The organism is Luteimonas colneyensis (assembly GCF_014836665.1).
GTDB classification, from domain to species: domain Bacteria; phylum Pseudomonadota; class Gammaproteobacteria; order Xanthomonadales; family Xanthomonadaceae; genus Luteimonas; species Luteimonas colneyensis.
Map to the genome: position 1 here is coordinate 818,617 of NZ_JACSQJ010000001.1, position 16,993 is coordinate 835,609.

The following is a 16,993-nucleotide window of genomic DNA, read 5'->3' on the forward strand; positions in this document are numbered from 1 at the left end:
CGCAGGCGATGGGTCAGGCCGCCACGCGGCCCGCGATCGCCTTCGCGAAGGACATCGTCGTGCCCGTGCCGCCGAGGTCGGGGGTCAGCGAGTCCTTGGCCTCCAGGGTGGCGACGATGGCCGCGCGCAGCCGCGCCGCCTCGTCGACCATGCCGATGTGCTCAAGCATCTGCGCCGCGCCCAGCAGCAGGGCGCAGGGGTTGGCGACGCCCTTGCCGGCGATGTCCGGCGCGGAGCCGTGCACGGCCTCGAAGATCGCAGCGTCCTTGCCGATGTTGGCGCCCGGGATCAGGCCCAGGCCACCGATCAGGCCGGCGCAGAGGTCGGAGATGATGTCGCCGAACAGGTTGGTGGTCACGATGATGTCGAACTGCTCGGGGCGCATCACCAGCTGCATGCAGGTGTTGTCCACGATCATCTCGTTGCACTCGATGTCCGGGTATTCCTTGGCCACGTCGCGCGCGGCGTTGAGGAAGATGCCCGAGGTCGACTTCAGGATGTTGGCCTTGTGCACCACGGTCACCTTCTTCCGGCCGGCCTTGCGGGCGAGGTCGAAGGCGTAGCGCACGATGCGCTCGGAGCCCTTGCGCGTGTTGCGGGTGATCGAGACCGCCCAGCTGCCGTCGGGCGCGGTTTCCTGGCCTTCGGCGGTATAGGCACCCTCGGTGTTCTCGCGCACGGTGATGATGTCCACGCCCTCGGTGAAGCGCGAACGCGTGTTCGGGAACGAGGTGGCCGGGCGCACGTTGGCGTAGAGGTCGAAGTGGCGGCGCAGCTGCACGTTGATCGACGAGAAGCCGCCGCCGACCGGCGTGGTGAGCGGGCTCTTCAGCGCGACCTTGTTGCGGCCGATGGAATCCAGCGTGGCCTGCGGCAGCAGCTCGCCGTGCTTCTCGAGGGCCACCAGGCCGGCATCGGCCTCTTCGTACACCAGCCCGAGCTTCATCGCGTCGAGCACGTGCAGGGTGGCGTCCATGATCTCCGGGCCGATGCCATCGCCGCGGATGACCGTGATTGTCTGGGTCATTGAAGTGGGGTCCATGCAGGGGGGACGCCGGGCGCGATGCGGGGCGTCGTGGGACGGAATGCAGCAGCCAATTATGCCAAAAGCGGCCCCGCCCTGCCGGAGCGGGGCCGCTACGGAGCGGCCTGGCCGTCGCCGTGCTCCCGGGCCTCAGCCGTGCGCATGCTCCGCCGGCGCCTCGGCCCCGGCCTCGAGCTGGTCGAGGAAGTCGACCGCACGGCGCAGGTGCGGGATGACGATGCTGCCGCCCACCACCAGGCCGATCGAGAAGGCCTCGAACATCGCGTCGCGCCCGACCCCGGCGTCGCGGCACTTGGCCACGTGGTAGCTGATGCAGTCGTCGCAGCGCAGCACCAGCGACGCCACCAGGCCCAGCAGCTCCTTGGTCGCCACGTCCAGCACCCCGGCCTGGTAGGCCTGGGTATCGAGCGCGAAGAAGCGGCGCACCACCTGGTTGGGCTCGGCGAGGATCCGTTCGTTCATGCGCTCCCGGAATTCCGTGAAGGCGCGGACGCGGTCGTCGCTCATGCGCCCTTCCCTTCCAGCAGCGGCTCGAAGCCGCCGGCGCGGTGCAGGGCCATCATGTCGTCGTAGCCGCCGACGTGGACGTCGCCCACGAAGATCTGCGGCACCGAGGTGCGTCCGGCACGCGCCACCATGCGCTCGCGCTCGGCGGCGTCGAGGTCGACCCGGACCTCGGACCAGTCCAGGCCCTTGCTGCGCAGGAAGTTCTTGGCGGCGACGCAGTAGGCGCACACGGCGCTCGTGTACATCGTGATCTGGGGGGTGGCTTGCTCGTTCAAGTCGGTCTCCGGGAACTTGCGGGGGTGGCGATGGTCCGATTGTGCGGCCCCGACGCGTGAAAGCCACCCCGCAGGCGCGGGCCGCAGCGTCGCGGCCATGCGGATTAACGCGGTATTCACTCCTCGCGCCGGCGCCGCCCGCATCCTGTCTCCAGCCTTCCCAGGACCCGACCGCACATCCGCATGCGCCCGCTTTCCGCCGCCATCGCCATGGTCCTCGCGTTCGCCTTTGCGCCCTCGGCCGCGCAGCAGCGCCTGCCCGACATCGGATCCTCGGCCGACACCCTGCTCGCACCCGCGCAGCAGGAGGAGTACGGCCAGATGCTGCTGGCGCAGCTGCGCCACTACGACTACGTCCTCGACGATCCGCTGGTCGACACCTGGCTGCGCGGCCTCGGCAACCGCCTGGCGGCCGCCAGCGACCAGCCGGCCCAGCCCTTCACCTTCTTCATGATGAAGGACCGCTCGATCAACGCCTTCGCCACCCTCGGCGGCTACATCGGCACGAACGCGGGCCTGGTGCTGGCGGCCGAGACCGAGGACGAGGTGGCCGGCGTGATCGCCCACGAGGTCGCCCACGTCACCCAGGCGCACGTCCTGCGCAGCGTCGAGCGCGCGCAGCGCGACAGCATCCCGCTCCTGCTCGCCATGCTGGGCGCCGTGGCCGTGGCCTCGCAGAGCGGAGGCAGCTCCTCCGGCGACGCCGGCATGGCCGCCATCGCCAGCCTGCAGGGCCTCGCCCTGCAGCGGCAGATCGACTACACCCGCTCCAACGAGTCCGAGGCCGACCGCCTCGGCATGCGCACGCTGTCGCGCAGCGGCTACGACACCGCGGCCATGGCGCGCATGTTCGAACGCATGCAGGCGATGTCGCGCACCAACCAGGGCGGCGAACGCGAGCGGCTGCCCGACTACATGCGCACGCATCCGGTCACCACCACGCGCATCAGCGAGACGCGGCAGCTCGCCGAGCAGTACCGCGGACACCAGGCAGGTTCGTTCGCCACCGGCGGCCTGGCCGGGAACAGCCTCCTGCTGCCACCGGGGTTGCGCCCGGGTCCGGGGCACGGCGAAGCCGGCGCGACCGACGGCACGATCCGGTTCGGCTGGGTCCGCGAGCGCCTGCGCGTGCTGAGCGCCAACACCCCCCGGGAGGCGATCGCCGAATACGGCCGGCTTGGCCGCTCCGCCCCGCTCGACGACGCCCAGCGCTACGGGCTCGCGGTGGCGCAGCTGCTCGCGGGCAGCGGCGCCGAAGCGGCACGCGGCTTCGAGGCGCTGCTGGCCACGCATCCCGACGACACCTGGCTGCTGCTCGGGCTGGCCCAGGCCGAAGCCCGCCAGGGCCGGCACGCCGCCGCCGACGCCCGCTTCGAGGCGCTGGTCCGGCGCATGCCGCGCAACCGCGCGGTGGTGCTCGCCTATGCCGAGGTCCTGGCCGAGCGCAACAACGCCGAGGCGGGCCGCCGCGCCCAGGACATCCTGAGGCCGCTGATGGCGGCGTCCGGGGACGACCCGGTGTTCCAGCGCACCTTCGCCCGCGCCAGCGAGATCGCCGGCGACCCGGTACGCGCGGGCGAGGCCTGGGCGGAGAGCGCCTACCTGAACGGCCGCGCCGAACAGGCCCTGATGCAGCTCAACACCCTGCGCCGGCGCGACGACCTGGACTACTACGCCCGCGCGCGCATCGACGCCCGCATCGCCGCCATCACCCCGACCGTGCTCGAACTCCGCCGCCAGGGCATCCGCGATCCCGACCTGCGCAAGTAGGGACTGCGGGCCGCCTCGTGACAGTGTCACCGGACTGTCACCAAACCGTCGTCTAATGGCCCCGACCCCCAGAAGCGAGCGGTGACCGCGTGCAGAAGCGCATCCTCATCGTCGATGACGAACCCGCCATCCGCGACATGGTCGCCTTCGCCGTGCGCAAGGGCGACTACGAGCCGGTCCACGCCGGCGATGCCCAGCAGGCCCAGGAAGCCATCGCCGACCGGGTGCCCGACCTGATCCTGCTGGACTGGATGCTGCCCGGCACCAGCGGCATCGAGCTGGCGCGCCGCTGGCGCCGCGAGTCGCTGACCCGCGAAGTCCCGATCATCATGCTGACCGCGCGCGGCGAGGAGAACGACCGCGTCGGCGGCCTCGAGGCCGGCGTCGACGACTACGTGGTCAAGCCGTTCTCCGCGCGCGAACTGCTGGCGCGGATCCGCGCGGTGATGCGCCGCTCGCGCGACGATGACGAGGACGGCAGCGTGGTGGTGGGCGGGCTCCGCATCGACGGCGCCGCGCACCGCGTGTTCGCCGGCGACGAGCCGGTCTCGATCGGCCCGACCGAATACCGCCTGCTGCATTTCTTCATGACCCATCCCGACCGCGTCTACACGCGCTCGCAGCTGCTCGACCATGTCTGGGGCGGCAGCGTGTACGTGGAGGAACGCACGGTCGACGTGCACATCCGCCGCCTGCGCAAGACGCTGGAGCCCTTCAGCCTCGATACCATGGTGCAGACGGTGCGCGGCGCGGGTTACCGATTCTCCGCCTCGGTCTAGACTGGCGGCATGCCGCCGACCCTCCAGACACCCTGGCAGCGGACCCTGGCCACGCTGGCCGTGGTCCTGGGCACCGCCGTGCTCGCGGGACTGGCCGTAGGCCATCCCTGGCCGGCGCTGGCACTGGCGGCCCTGGCGCTGCTGGCCGCGCACCTGCTGCGCCTGCGCCGGATCTCGCACCTGCTCGAAGCGCGCGTGCGCTTGCCCCCACCGCGGTCGGGCGGCGGGGCCTGGGCCAACGTCGAGCGCCTGCTGCATCGCGCGCGCGCCGAAGTGCGTGGCCGCGAACGCCGGCTGGTGGAGATGATGCGTGCCTACCGCGCCGTCGCCACCGCCCTGCCGGACGCGCTGGTGGTGGTCGACCGCAACACCCAGCGCCTGATCTGGTGCAACGCCGGCGCCGGCCGCCTGCTCGGCCTCGACTATCCACGCGACAAGGGCGCCAGCCTGGTCGAACGGCTGCAGCCGCTGCCGATCTCGCACTGGCTCAGCGCCGGGCGCCACGCCGAGCCCATCGTCGACGCCGCCTCGCCCGCCGACCCGTCGATCCGCATCAGCCTGCGCCTGATCCCCTACTCCGACGCGCTGTGGCTGCTGGTGGCGCGCGACGTCGGCAAGCTGATGCGCCTGGAGCAGGTGCGCCGGGACTTCGTGGCCAACGTCTCGCATGAACTGCGCACGCCGCTGACCGTCGTCCATGGCTACCTCGACATGCTCGACCCCGCCGACAACGAGGAGTGGGAGCCGATCATCGGCGAGATGCGGCGACAGTCGCAGCGCATGACCCAGCTGGTCGAAGACCTGCTGGCGCTGTCGCGGCTGGAGGCCCAGGACGCGCTGGAGGACGAGGACGTGGCGATGGGGCCGATGCTGTCCACCCTGCGCCGCGAGGCCGAGGCGCTCAGCCAGGGACGGCACGGGATCGTGGTCGAGGACCTGGCCGGCGTCGACCTGCTCGGCTCCGGCCGCGAGCTGCACAGCGCGTTCTCCAACCTTGTCGCCAATGCCGTGCGCTACACCCCGAGCGGCGGACGCATCGCCGTGCGCTTCGCCCCGGCCGAAGGCGGCGGCGCGACGCTGTCGGTGGAAGACAGCGGCTACGGCATCCCCGAGTCGCATATTTCAAGGCTGACCGAGCGCTTCTATCGCGTCTCAAGCAGCCGCACCCGCGAGACCGGCGGCACCGGCCTCGGGCTCGCCATCGTCAAGCACGTCCTGCAGCTGCACCAGGCCCGCCTGGACATCACCAGCGAGGTCGGCCGCGGCAGCACCTTCACCTGCAGCTTCGGCGCGGACCGCATCGTCCCGCGCGGAAAGGACCCCCATGAGCACCCGCAAGACCAGCACGCCTCCCGGCAGCACGCGTAGCCCGCGCGCGCGCCGCGCGAAGACCCCGGCCGATGCCGCCGCGCCCGCCGTGGTCGCGCCGCCGCAGGCCGAGGACCTCCTGCGCGATCCGTCGCTCTACCTCAACCGCGAGCTGTCGCAGCTCGACTTCAACTTCCGCGTGCTCGCGCAGGCGCAGGACGCCACGATCCCGCTGCTCGAGCGCCTGCGCTTCCTGTGCATCTCCTGCACCAACCTCGACGAGTTCTTCGAGATCCGCGCCGCGACGGTGCGCCATGCGCAGGACTTCGACGTCCCGCTGGCGCCCGACGGCCTTTCGCCGGTGACCGTGCTGCGCCGCATCCACGAGCGCACCGCCGAGCTGGTGGACGCGCAGTACGCCTGCTGGAACGAGGTCCTGCGCCCGGCGCTGGCCGATGCCGGCATCCGCGTGCTGGCGCGCGAGACCTGGAACGCGCGCCAGCGGCGCTGGCTGCGCGCCTATTTCCGCGAGGAGATCCTGCCGGTGCTGTCGCCGCTGGGCCTGGATCCCGCGCACCCGTTCCCCAAGATCCTGAACAAGTCGCTCAACCTCGTGGTCGTGCTCAGGGGCCGCGATGCGTTCGGCCGCAGCGGCCACCTGGCGATCGTCCGCGCGCCGCGCTCGCTGCCGCGCATCATCCGCCTGCCGCAGCGCGTCTCCGGCGGCGAGCACGACTTCGTGTTCCTCTCGGCGATGCTGTCGGAATTCGTCGAGGACCTCTTCCCGGGCATGGCCGTGCGCGGCGCCTACCAGTTCCGCGTCACCCGCAACTCCGAGCTGATCGTCGACGAGGACGAGGTCGAGAACCTGGCGCTGGCGCTGCGCGACGAGCTGGTCGGCCGTGGCTACCTGCGCGCGATGCGGCTGGAGATCGCCGCCGACTGTCCCGAGCCGATCGTGCGCGAGCTGCTGCGCAATTTCGACCTGCCGGACAACGCGGTCTACCGCATCAACGGGCCGGTGAACCTCAACCGGGTCATCCAGGTCTACAACGAGGCCGACCGGCCGGAGCTCAAGTTCCCGCCCTTCCAGCCGCGCCAGCTGGCCGGCAGCGACGCCATGTTCGAGCGCCTCGCCGCCGGCGACGTGCTGCTCCACCACCCCTTCGACGCGTTCACGCCAGTGCTCGAACTGCTCAAGCAGGCCGCGGCCGATCCGGGCGTGCTGGCGATCAAGCAGACGCTGTACCGCACCGGGCGCGACTCGCCGATCGTCGAGCACCTGGTGCAGGCCGCGCGCAACGGCAAGGACGTCACCGTGGTGGTCGAACTGCGCGCGCGCTTCGACGAGGAGGCCAACCTCGGCCTGGCCGACCGCCTGCAGGACGCCGGCGTGCAGGTGGTCTACGGCGTGGTCGGCTACAAGACCCACGCCAAGATGCTGCTGGTGGTGCGCCGCGAGGGCCGCCGCCTGCGCCGCTACGTGCACATGGGCACCGGCAACTACCACAGCGGCACCGCGCGCGCGTACACCGACCTCAGCCTGATGACCGCCGATCCCGACGTCGGCAGCGACGTGCACCAGATCTTCCAGCAGATCTCGGGCCTTGCGCCTGCGATCCGCCTGGAGCGCCTGCTGCAGTCGCCCTTCACCCTGCACGGCGGCGTGCTGGAACGCATCGAGCGCGAGGCGCGCCTCGCCGCCGCCGGCCGGCCGGCGCGCATCATCGCCAAGATGAACGCCCTCAACGAGCCGCAGGTGGTGCGTGCGCTGTACGCGGCCTCGCAGGCCGGCGTGCGGATCGACCTCGTCGTGCGCGGCGCCTGCACCCTGCGTCCCGGCGTGCCGGGGGTCTCGGACAACATCCGCGTGCGTTCGATCGTGGGTCGCTTCCTCGAGCACACCCGCGTGTACTGGTTCGGCAACGACGGTGCCCCGGAGACCTGGTGCGCGAGCGCCGACTGGCTCGAACGCAACCTGCTGCGCCGGGTCGAGACCTGCTTCCCGATCCTCGACCCAGCGATCGCCGCGCGCGTCTATCGCGAAGCGCTGCAGACCTACCTCGACGACAACACCAACGCCTGGGAACTGCAGGCCGACGGCAGCTACGTGCAGGTGTCGCCGGTCGACGGCGAGCTTCCGCATTCGGCGCAGTCCGCCCTGCTGGCGGGGATCTGCGGATGAGCGCGGCGATCGCCGCGGCATCGCAGAGCCAGCCCCTGGCCGACGGCGACATGCTCGCCGCCATCGACCTCGGCTCCAACAGCTACCACATGGTCGTGGCCCGCTACACCCTCGGCCAGCTGCGCATCGTCGATCGCCTGCGCGAGACCGTGCGCATGGCCGAAGGCCTCGACGCGCGCGGCGGCCTCGATGCCGAGGTGCGGCAGCGCGCGCTGCGGTGCCTGGCGCGCTTCGGCCAGCGGATCCGTGACATCCCGCCGCACCGCGTGCGCGCGGTGGCGACCAACACCGTGCGCCGGCTGGCGGCGCCGCAGGCCTTCCTGATGCCGGCCGAGACCGCGCTCGGGCATGCGATCGAAGTGGTGGCCGGACGCGAGGAGGCCCGCCTGGTCTACCTCGGCGTCGCGCAGGCGCAGCCGCCCAAGCCGGGCCACCGCCGCCTCGTGCTCGACATCGGCGGCGGCTCGACCGAATGCATCATCGGCCGCGGCTTCGAAACGCTGGAGCGCGAGAGCGTGCAGCTCGGCGCGGTCGCGGGCACGCTGCGCTACTTCGGCAACGGCCGGTTGTCGCGGCGCAAGTGGCGCGACGCCCTGATCGAATCCTCGGTGGAATTCCAGCAGTTCGCCGCGACCTACCGCAGCCTCGGCTGGCAGGAGGCGATCGGCGCCTCCGGCACCAACAAGGCGATCGGCGAGATCTGCGCGGCGATGAAGCTCACCAAGGGCGCGATCACGGCCGAAGCCCTGCCCGTGGTGCGCGACGCGCTGCTGCGTGCCGGCCACGTCGACGACATCAATCTGCCGGGGCTGTCGGCCGAACGGCGGCCGATCATCGCCGGCGGACTGCTGGTGCTGGAAGCGGCGTTCACCAGCCTGGGCCTGCAGCGAATGGCGGTCAGCAAGGCGGCGCTGCGCGAAGGGGTGCTCCACGACCTCGTCGGCCGCGCCGGCGACCAGGACCCGCGAGAGGCTTCGGTCGACGCGCTGGTGCAGCGCTACGGCATCGACGTGGCGCAGGCGCTGCGCGTGGAGGCCAGCGCGCTGCGGCTGTTCGACCTGGTCGCGCCCGCCTGGCAGCTGACGCCCGACGACCGCCTCATGCTGTCCTGGGCCGCGCGCCTGCACGAGCTCGGCCTCACCATCGCGCACAGCCAGTACCAGGTGCACGGCGCCTACATCCTCGCGCACTCCGACATCGCCGGCTTCTCGCGCCAGGAACAGGAATTCCTGGCCGCGCTGGTGCGCGCGCACCGGCGCAAGGTCCCGAAGAACGTGTTCGAGGCGCTCCCGGACCGCCTGCTGCCGGCGGCGCGCCAGCTGTCGGTGCTGCTGCGGCTGGCCGTGCTGCTGCACCGCGGCCACGAACAGCCCGAGATCCCCGGCCTCGATGCCGTGGCGCGCGGCACCATGCTGGAGCTTCGCCTGCCTCCGCGCTATCTCGACGAGCGCCCGCTGCTGCAGGCGGACCTCGCGGGCGAACCGGCCGAGATTCCGGCGCTGGGCATCGCGCTGCGCATCGGCTGACGCGCACCATCCGCCACCGTATCGAGCGGTGCTATGCTCCGGCGAGTCCTCCCCGGAGACAGCAATGGGTCGTCGAATCACCCTCCTGGTCCTGTCGCTGGTCGTCGCGCTGGCGGCAGCCTGCTCCAGCGGTCCCGCGCGCCGCGTGTCCGAGCCGGCCGCGAGCATCCAGGAGCTGGCGGTGCAGCCCGACGGCAGCTGGTCGCTCAGCCTGCGCCTGCAAAACTACAGCAGCGTGCCGATGCGCTTCGACGCGGTCGAGCTCCAGGTCACCGTCGGCGACCAGGCCGCGGGCACGCTGGCCGACGCGCCGGGACTGGAGATCGGACCGGAATCGGCCGACGTGGTCGCCGTGCGCATGCAGCCTGCATCCGGCGCCCGCATGCTCCTGGCCGACGCGCTCGCCGCCGGCCGCGGCGTCGACTACGCACTGGACGGCACGATCAGCGCGGCCCCCGCCGACCGCGGCGGCGCCCGCAGCTACCCCGTGAAGCGCAAGAGCGCGCTGAGCCCTGCCCCGGGCCTGGCGGGCGTGCTGCGCTGAGCGCGCCCCATCGAAGACAGACAGGATCCTCCCCGCCCATGAGCCAGTACACCGCCCCGCTTGCAGACTTCCGCTTCGTCCTCGACGACGTGCTCGACGCGCAGGCACAGTTCGCCCGGCTGGGTCATTCCGACGCCACGCCGGACGTGATCGACGCCGTGCTCGAGGAGGCCGCGCGCTTCAGCGGCAGCGTGCTCGCGCCGCTCAACGCCGTCGGCGACCAGCAGGGCTGCCGCCACGACGCCGCGACCGGCGACGTCACCACGCCCGAGGGCTTCAAGGCCGCCTACGCACAGTACGTCGATGGCGGCTGGCCAGGCCTCACTGCCGCGCCGGAGCACGGCGGCCAGGGCTTGCCGCACCTGGTCGGCACGGTGGTCAGCGAGATGATCAACGGCGCCAACCTGGCCTGGGGCAACTTCCCGCTGCTCTCGCACGGCGCGGTCGAGGCGCTGCGCCAGCACGGCCAGGACTGGCAGCGCGAGGTCTTCCTCAAGCCGCTGATCGAAGGCCGCTGGACCGGCACGATGTGCCTCACCGAGCCGCACTGCGGCACCGACCTCGGCCTGCTGCGCACCCGCGCCGAGCCGGTCGGCGACGATGCCTACGCGATCACCGGCACCAAGATCTTCATCACCGCCGGCGAGCACGATTTCACCGACAACATCATCCACCTGGTGCTGGCCAAGCTGCCCGGCGCCCCGGCCGGCGCGAAGGGGATCTCGCTGTTCGTGGTCCCCAAGTTCAAGGTCGGCCGCGACGGCGGCGTGGGTGAGCGCAACGCGGTGCGCTGCGGCTCGATCGAACACAAGATGGGCATCAAGGGCTCGGCCACCTGCGTGATGAACTTCGACGGCGCCGAGGGCTGGCTGGTCGGCGAGGCGCACGGCGGGCTCAAGGCCATGTTCACCATGATGAACTCCGCGCGCCTGGGCGTCGGCCTGCAGGGCATCGGCCTGTCCGAACGCGCCTACCAGAACGCCCTGCGCTATTCGCGCGAGCGCCTGCAGTCGCGCGCGCTCACCGGACCAAAGTGCCCGGACAAGCCGGCCGATCCGATCATCGTCCACCCCGACGTGCGCCGCATGCTGCTCTCGGTGAAGGCGCTGACCGAAGGCAGCCGCATGCTGGCGATGCACGCCGGCAGCCTGCTCGACGTCGCCAGCCACGCAGCGGATGCAGCCGAGCGCGAGCGCGCCGAGACCCTGGTGAGCTTCCTCACCCCGATTTCCAAGGCCTGCCAGACCGAGTGGGGCATCGAGAACACCTACAACGCCCTGCAGTGCTTCGGCGGCCACGGCTATATCGCCGAGCACGGCATGGAGCAGCTGGCGCGCGACGCCCGCATCACCACGCTCTACGAAGGAACCACGGGCATCCAGGCGCTGGACCTGGTGGGACGCAAGACCGCCTCTTCGCGCGGCGCCGGCCTGAAGCTGTTCCTGGCCGAGGTCGAAGCCTTCTGCGCCGCGCATGAAGGAGACGCCGAACTCGCCGCCGACATCGCCACCCTGCGCGCGAAGTGCGGCGAGTGGACCGCGCTCACCACCGGGATGCTGCAGTCGGCCGCGGACAATCCCGACGAGCTCGGCGCGGCCTCCTGGGACTATCTCTTCTATTCCGGCTACGTGGTGCTGGCGTACTGGTGGCTGCGCGCGCGCGCGGCCGCCCGGGACTCGTCGATGCCCGCGGCGTTCAAGGACGCCAAGCGCGAAACGGCGCGGTTCTACTTCGCCCGCATCCTGCCGCGCACGCTGGCCCATGCCGAGGCGATCCGCGCTGGCGCCGGCCCGCTGATGGCGCTCGACGCCGACAGCTTCGGCGACTGAGGTCGCGCCGCTACACAAGCTGTCACCATGGGCGTATAAGCTGTTGTTCCCATGGAACCCGACAGAGCGCGGCTACGCCTTGTCAGCGGCATGGAACCCCCGGCAGCGCCGGCGTCCCGGCAGGTGGCCGGCACGGGGGTCCCGGCGCTGGGACGCGTACGCCTGCTGGCCCTGGATGCGCACGGGCGCGCCCTCGACTGGATGAGCTGGCAGGAAGCCACCTGCCTCTACGTGCGCGGCGCGGTGGCCTGGACCCTCGGGCAGCCTTGCCTGGCGGTGCGCGGCGGCACCAGCCGCGCGACCGGCCTGCGCAGCCTGGTCGAACTCCACCCGATCGTGGCCGCGCGCGGCCAGGCCCACGCCCGGGCCATCGACCCCACGCCGGCGCTCACCAACGGCGCGCTGTTCGCGCGCGACCAGCACCTGTGCATGTACTGCGGGCGCGGCCACCCCCGCCAGCAGCTCACCCGCGACCACGTGCATCCGGTCTCGCGCGGCGGCGCCGACATCTGGGAGAACGTGGTCACCGCCTGCTTCGCCTGCAACTCGCGCAAGGGCAACCGGACGCCCACGCAGGCCTCGATGCCGCTGTTGGCGGTGCCGTACCGCCCGAGCTGGATCGAGCACCTGATCCTCTCCAACCGCAACATCCTGGCCGACCAGATGGCGTTCCTGTCCAGCCAGCTGCCGAAGCGCCGCGGACACTGAGAGTCGCAGCGCAGCAGTTCGCAGTGCGATCGCGACACGCGTCACCAAACACCGCAGCAGGTGACGCATAGAAGCCGGAAGTGCCGTCCAGCGCGCGTTGACGCAGGTGGCGGCCTCCGCAACACTCCCCGACTCACCACCGTCGGGAATGCCGCGCGATGTCCTTGACCCTCGGCCTGACCGGGATGGATCCAGCCACCGAAGCCGCCCTCAAGGCCGCCTTCCAGGAAGCCAACGCGCGCCTCGGCGGTCACTGGTCGCTGGTCCCCGACGCGGAGGCCGGCCACGTCGTGGTCGACATGGACAGCATGTACGGTCCGATGAGCTGGCTGCGGCTGCACGCCGCTGGCCGCCACGTGATCGGACTGACCTCAGCGCCGCGGACGCAGACCGACTTCCGGCTCGGCCGCCCCTTCGACGTGGAGCAGCTGATGCAGCTGCTGGTCGACGTGGCGCGCAGCACCGGCATCGGACTGCAGGCCGCTGGCGAAGCGCGCCCGGCCGTGTCGGCCACTCCGGCTGCCGAGCCCGCGCCGGCCACGTCGTCCGAAGCCGCGTCCGTCTCTCCGTCGGCAGCAGGGCCCGAATCCGAGCCCGTCCCGGGTCCGTCGGAAGCGACCCGCGCGGAGTCCGAGCCCGCCGCAGTCGAACCCGCCGCAGTCGAACCCGACGCTCGCGAAGCCGGCGTTCCCGAGGCCGTGGCTGCAGCCCCGGTGTCCGGGCCCGCGAACGCAGCCGTCGCGAAGGACGAAGCGGAACCGCAGTCCCCGCCCGCCGGCGTCGACGCCGGACGCGACCTGGCCGCCTGGCTGCGGCCGGGCGTGCTTGCCGGGCGCGTGCGCTGCCGCGGCGCCGATGGCACCGTGCTGCTCATCGATGCGGGCACCGACACCTGGCACGGACCGACGGCGCTGAAGCCGGTGGCCGGCTGCTTCGAAGGCGTCATCGCCCGGGACGAACTCGAGAAGGTCGACGACGCCACCTGGCTGCGCGAATCCGCGGCCGCCGGTGCCCCGCAGCCGCTGTCCCGCCTGCGCTGGCTGGGCGGCCTGCTCGCGGGCAAGGGCGAACTGCTGCCCGGATTCAGCGCCTCCGACCGCTTCCAGCTCAACAAGTGGCCGCAGACCGAGCGCGAATACCCGCGCCACTTCCGCATCGCCACGCAGATGATGAAGGGTCCGGCGACGCTGCCGGAGATCGCGCAGGCCAGCGGCGTGCCCGAACCCGACGTTGCCGACTTCATCAACGCCAATCTCGCCACCGGCTTCGCCGAACCCGTGGTCGAGGCGCCGCCCGTGGCCGAGGAACCAGTGAAGGCACGCGGCGGACTGCTGGGCCGCCTGCGCAACCGCTGAACAGGGTCGGAGGCCGCCCGGCGGCGTACATGCGCCGCGGTACGCCGCACCGTCTTACAATGCGCGGATGATCGACTCCACGCGCCATCCGCGCCTCGCGCGCATCGACAGCCCGGCCCGCCTCCGCGAATTCGACGAAGCGGAGCTGCCCGCGATCGCCGACGAATTGCGCGCCTACCTCATCGAATCCGTGGGCCGCAGCGGCGGCCACTTCGGCGCCGGCCTGGGCGTGGTCGAGCTGACCACCGCCCTGCACTACCTCTACGACACGCCCCGCGACCGCATCGTCTGGGACGTCGGCCACCAGGCCTATCCGCACAAGATCCTGACCGGCCGCCGCGACAGCATCCACACCGTCAAGCAGAAGGACGGCGTCGCGCCCTTCCCCAAGCGCGAGGAGAGCGAGTACGACACCTTCGGCGTCGGCCACTCCTCGACCAGCATCTCGGCCGCGCTGGGCATGGCGATCGCCTCGGCGCGCGCCGGCGACGACCGCCGCGTGGTGGCCGTGATCGGCGACGGCGCGATGACCGCGGGCATGGCCTACGAGGCGCTGAACCACGCCGGCGGCATGGAGCCCGAGCCCGACATCCTGGTGATCCTCAACGACAACCGGATGTCGATCAGCGAGAACGTCGGCGGCCTGACCAAGATGCTCGGCCGCGCCACCGGCAGCCAGACGCTCAACGCCCTGCGCGAAGGCGGCAAGAAGCTGCTCGGCGACCGGAACGGCCCGCCCGCGCGCTTCGTGCGCCGCTGGGAGGAGCACTGGAAGGGCATGCTGCTGCCGTCCACGCTGTTCGAGGAAATGGGCTTCCACTACACCGGCCCGATCGACGGCAACGACATGAAGGCGCTGGTCTCGGCGCTGAAGGTCGTGCGCGGCCTGAAGGGTCCGCAGTTCCTGCACGTCATCACCACCAAGGGCAAGGGCTACGAGCTCGCCGAGGGCGACCAGATCGGCTACCACGCGGTCTCCCCCTTCGACCCCGACCAGGGCGTGGTGAAGAAGCCCGGCGCGGTGAAGAAGCCGACCTACACCGACGTCTTCGGCGACTGGCTGTGCGACATGGCCGCCGCCGAACCGAAGCTGATGGGCATCACCCCGGCGATGCGCGAAGGCTCGGGCCTGGTGCGCTACTCGAAGGAGTACCCGGAGCGCTACTTCGACGTCGCCATCGCCGAGCAGCACGCGGTCACGCTCGCCGCCGGCATGGCCTGCGAAGGCGCCAAGCCGGTGGTCGCGATCTATTCGACCTTCCTGCAGCGCGGCTATGACCAGCTGGTGCACGACGTCGCGATCCAGGGCCTCGACGTGCTGTTCGCGATCGACCGCGGCGGCGTGGTCGGCCCCGACGGCGCCACCCACGCCGGCAACCTCGACCTGAGCTTCCTCCGGTGCGTCCCGAACATGATGGTGATGGCGCCGGCCGACGAGAACGAGTGCCGGCAGATGCTGTCCACCGGCTTCCGCTTCGAAGGCCCGGCCGCCGTGCGCTATCCGCGCGGCAGCGGCCCCGGCACCGCGATCGACGCTTCGCTCGACCCCCTGCCGATCGGCAAGGCACAGCTGCGCCGCCAGGGCACGGGCATCGCGCTGCTGGCGTTCGGCGCCACCGTGCCGGCTGCCGAGGCGGTGGGCGCCGAACTCGGCCTCACCGTGGTCAATATGCGCTTCGTCAAGCCGCTCGATCGCGACCTGGTGCTGGAACTCGCCCGCACGCACGAAGGCTTCGTGACCACCGAGGACAACGTGGTCGCCGGGGGCGCCGGCTCGGGCGTCTCCGAGCTGCTGGCCGCCGAGCGCGTGCTGCTGCCGGTGCTGCACCTCGGCCTGCCCGACGCCTTCCAGCACCATGCCAGCCGCGAGGACCTGCTGGCCGAAGCCGGCATCGACGCCGCGGGGATCCGCGCCGCCGTGCTCGAACGCTGGCCGCAGGCCGGCCAGGCGGACGCGGCCGGTGCGCGCAGCGCGGCGGGCTGACACCGCTCCCCTGCGTCTATACTCCCGGCATCCGGCGCGCCGCTGCCGGGCGGCCGACCGGGGGGAGGGCCAGTGAAGACAGGACCATCGGGCACGGAAGCCTCGCAGGCGACGGTCTTCGGCTCGCCACGCGCACGCGCCGCGCTGCCCAGGCGCATCTACCGCTATCGCATGCTCGGCATGGGACTGGGCGCGCTTGCGATGGCGATGGTGCTCTGGGAACTTCAGGCCGGGCCGCTGCGCTGGATCCTGTGCGCGCTCACCGGCCTGGCCTGGCCGCACCTCGCCTACCAGCTCGCGAAGCGGAGCGCCGATCCGTTCAAGGCCGAACAGCGAAACCTGCTGGCCGATTCCGCGATCGCCGCCCTCTGGGTGCCACTGCTGCACTTCAACCTGCTGCCGAGCGTCCTGCTGGTGGCGCTGTCGGCCGCCGACAAGGTCAACTCCGACGTGCCCGGGATCTTCCGCCGGACGCTTCCGGTCTCCCTGGCCGCCCTGCTGGCCGGCGGCCTGGCCACCGGCTTCGCCTTCGAGCCGACCTCCAGCACCGCGGTGATCCTGGCCTGCCTGCCGATGCTGCTGATCCACACCGGACTGGTCAGCCTCGGGCGGCAGCAGCTGGTGCGCAAGGTGGTGCAGAAGAACCGCGAGCTCGACCTGCTCGGCCGCGTCGACCGGGTCACCGGCCTGGCGCTGCGCGGCCACTGGGAGCGCGACGCCGCCCTGGCGCTCGACGACGTCCACGCACTGGATCGCCCTGCGGCCCTGCTGCTCATCGACGTGGACGGCTTCAAGCGCGTCAACGATGCCAGCGGCCACCTTGCCGGTGACGCCCTGCTGCGGGCCGCCGGTGCCGCGCTGCGCGCGCTGCTGCGCCCGGGCGACATCGCCGGCCGCTATGGCGGCGACGAGTTCGCAGTGGTCTGTCCCGCCACCGGCCTCGGGGAGGCCGCCCGGCTGGCCGAAGCCTACCGGGCCGCGGTCGAGGCGATCGTGCTCGCGGAGGCGCCGGGCCACGGGCACTCCGTGAGCATCGGCATCGCGCTGGCGGACCGCGGGCACGCGCGCATCGAGGACTGGATCCACGAGGCGGACGCGGCGCTCTACGAGGCCAAGCGCGGCGGCCGCAATCGCCTGGTGCTGTCGCCGGGGGAGGCACTGGGCGCGACCGGCTGAGG

At 71.8% G+C, this 16,993-nt stretch carries 14 protein-coding genes; 11 read left to right on the forward strand and 3 right to left on the reverse strand.

All coding sequences use genetic code 11. The features are described from left to right. Window positions 1–13: 13 nt before the first annotated feature. The 3 genes from H9645_RS03845 to grxC form a co-directional block, all read right to left on the reverse strand. A complete protein-coding gene (locus H9645_RS03845) occupies window positions 14–1,027 on the reverse strand; it encodes an isocitrate dehydrogenase (RefSeq protein WP_191728363.1) in 1,014 nt (337 codons plus the stop codon). 147 nt (window positions 1,028–1,174) lie between these two features. Then, window positions 1,175–1,552 (reverse strand): carboxymuconolactone decarboxylase family protein, encoded by a 378-nt coding sequence (locus H9645_RS03850; protein WP_191728364.1) that lies wholly within the window; start codon window positions 1,550–1,552, stop codon window positions 1,175–1,177. Next, on the reverse strand, window positions 1,549–1,797 hold the full coding sequence (gene grxC / locus H9645_RS14145; RefSeq protein ID WP_225218000.1) for a glutaredoxin 3: 249 nt from the start codon (window positions 1,795–1,797) through the stop codon (window positions 1,549–1,551). Before grxC ends, H9645_RS03850 begins: the two co-directional genes overlap by 4 nt. Before the next feature lie 213 nt (window positions 1,798–2,010). On the opposite strand from grxC, the gene H9645_RS03860 reads away from it, so the two are divergent. From H9645_RS03860 to H9645_RS03910, 11 genes are all read left to right on the forward strand, one after another. Next, on the forward strand, window positions 2,011–3,597 hold the full coding sequence (locus H9645_RS03860) for a M48 family metalloprotease (protein ID WP_191728366.1): 1,587 nt from the start codon (window positions 2,011–2,013) through the stop codon (window positions 3,595–3,597). Window positions 3,598–3,686: 89 nt separating this feature from the next. Beyond that, entirely contained in the window at window positions 3,687–4,376 is a 690-nt protein-coding gene (gene phoB, locus H9645_RS03865; protein ID WP_191728367.1) for a phosphate regulon transcriptional regulator PhoB, read from the forward strand. Between the two features lie 9 nt (window positions 4,377–4,385). After that, the gene (gene phoR, locus H9645_RS03870; protein WP_191728368.1) at window positions 4,386–5,744 is read left to right on the forward strand and encodes a phosphate regulon sensor histidine kinase PhoR; all 1,359 of its coding nucleotides are present in this window, start codon (window positions 4,386–4,388) and stop codon (window positions 5,742–5,744) included. Beyond that, window positions 5,701–7,869: a polyphosphate kinase 1 gene (ppk1, locus tag H9645_RS03875; RefSeq protein WP_191728369.1), complete on the forward strand. Its 2,169-nt coding sequence runs from the start codon at window positions 5,701–5,703 to the stop codon at window positions 7,867–7,869. The genes phoR and ppk1 overlap by 44 nt, the downstream gene beginning before the upstream one ends. Continuing rightward, the gene (locus H9645_RS03880) at window positions 7,866–9,395 is read left to right on the forward strand and encodes a Ppx/GppA phosphatase family protein (RefSeq protein WP_191728370.1); all 1,530 of its coding nucleotides are present in this window, start codon (window positions 7,866–7,868) and stop codon (window positions 9,393–9,395) included. Before ppk1 ends, H9645_RS03880 begins: the two co-directional genes overlap by 4 nt. A gap of 64 nt (window positions 9,396–9,459) precedes the next feature. Continuing rightward, window positions 9,460–9,939 carry an LEA/WHy family protein gene (locus H9645_RS03885; RefSeq protein WP_191728371.1) on the forward strand — a complete coding sequence of 160 codons (480 nt, stop codon included), beginning with the start codon at window positions 9,460–9,462 and terminating at the stop codon, window positions 9,937–9,939. Between the two features lie 38 nt (window positions 9,940–9,977). Continuing rightward, complete coding sequence (locus H9645_RS03890) at window positions 9,978–11,768, forward strand: acyl-CoA dehydrogenase C-terminal domain-containing protein (protein ID WP_191728372.1); 1,791 nt, start codon at window positions 9,978–9,980, stop codon at window positions 11,766–11,768. A 51-nt stretch (window positions 11,769–11,819) separates the two neighbouring features. Continuing rightward, complete coding sequence (locus tag H9645_RS03895; RefSeq protein WP_191728373.1) at window positions 11,820–12,476, forward strand: HNH endonuclease; 657 nt, start codon at window positions 11,820–11,822, stop codon at window positions 12,474–12,476. 158 nt (window positions 12,477–12,634) lie between these two features. After that, window positions 12,635–13,831: a hypothetical protein gene (locus H9645_RS03900; RefSeq protein WP_191728374.1), complete on the forward strand. Its 1,197-nt coding sequence runs from the start codon at window positions 12,635–12,637 to the stop codon at window positions 13,829–13,831. A 67-nt stretch (window positions 13,832–13,898) separates the two neighbouring features. Further along, window positions 13,899–15,815 (forward strand): 1-deoxy-D-xylulose-5-phosphate synthase, encoded by a 1,917-nt coding sequence (dxs, locus tag H9645_RS03905; protein ID WP_191728375.1) that lies wholly within the window; start codon window positions 13,899–13,901, stop codon window positions 15,813–15,815. A gap of 72 nt (window positions 15,816–15,887) precedes the next feature. Then, entirely contained in the window at window positions 15,888–16,991 is a 1,104-nt protein-coding gene (locus H9645_RS03910; protein WP_191728376.1) for a diguanylate cyclase domain-containing protein, read from the forward strand. Window positions 16,992–16,993 lie beyond the last annotated feature (2 nt).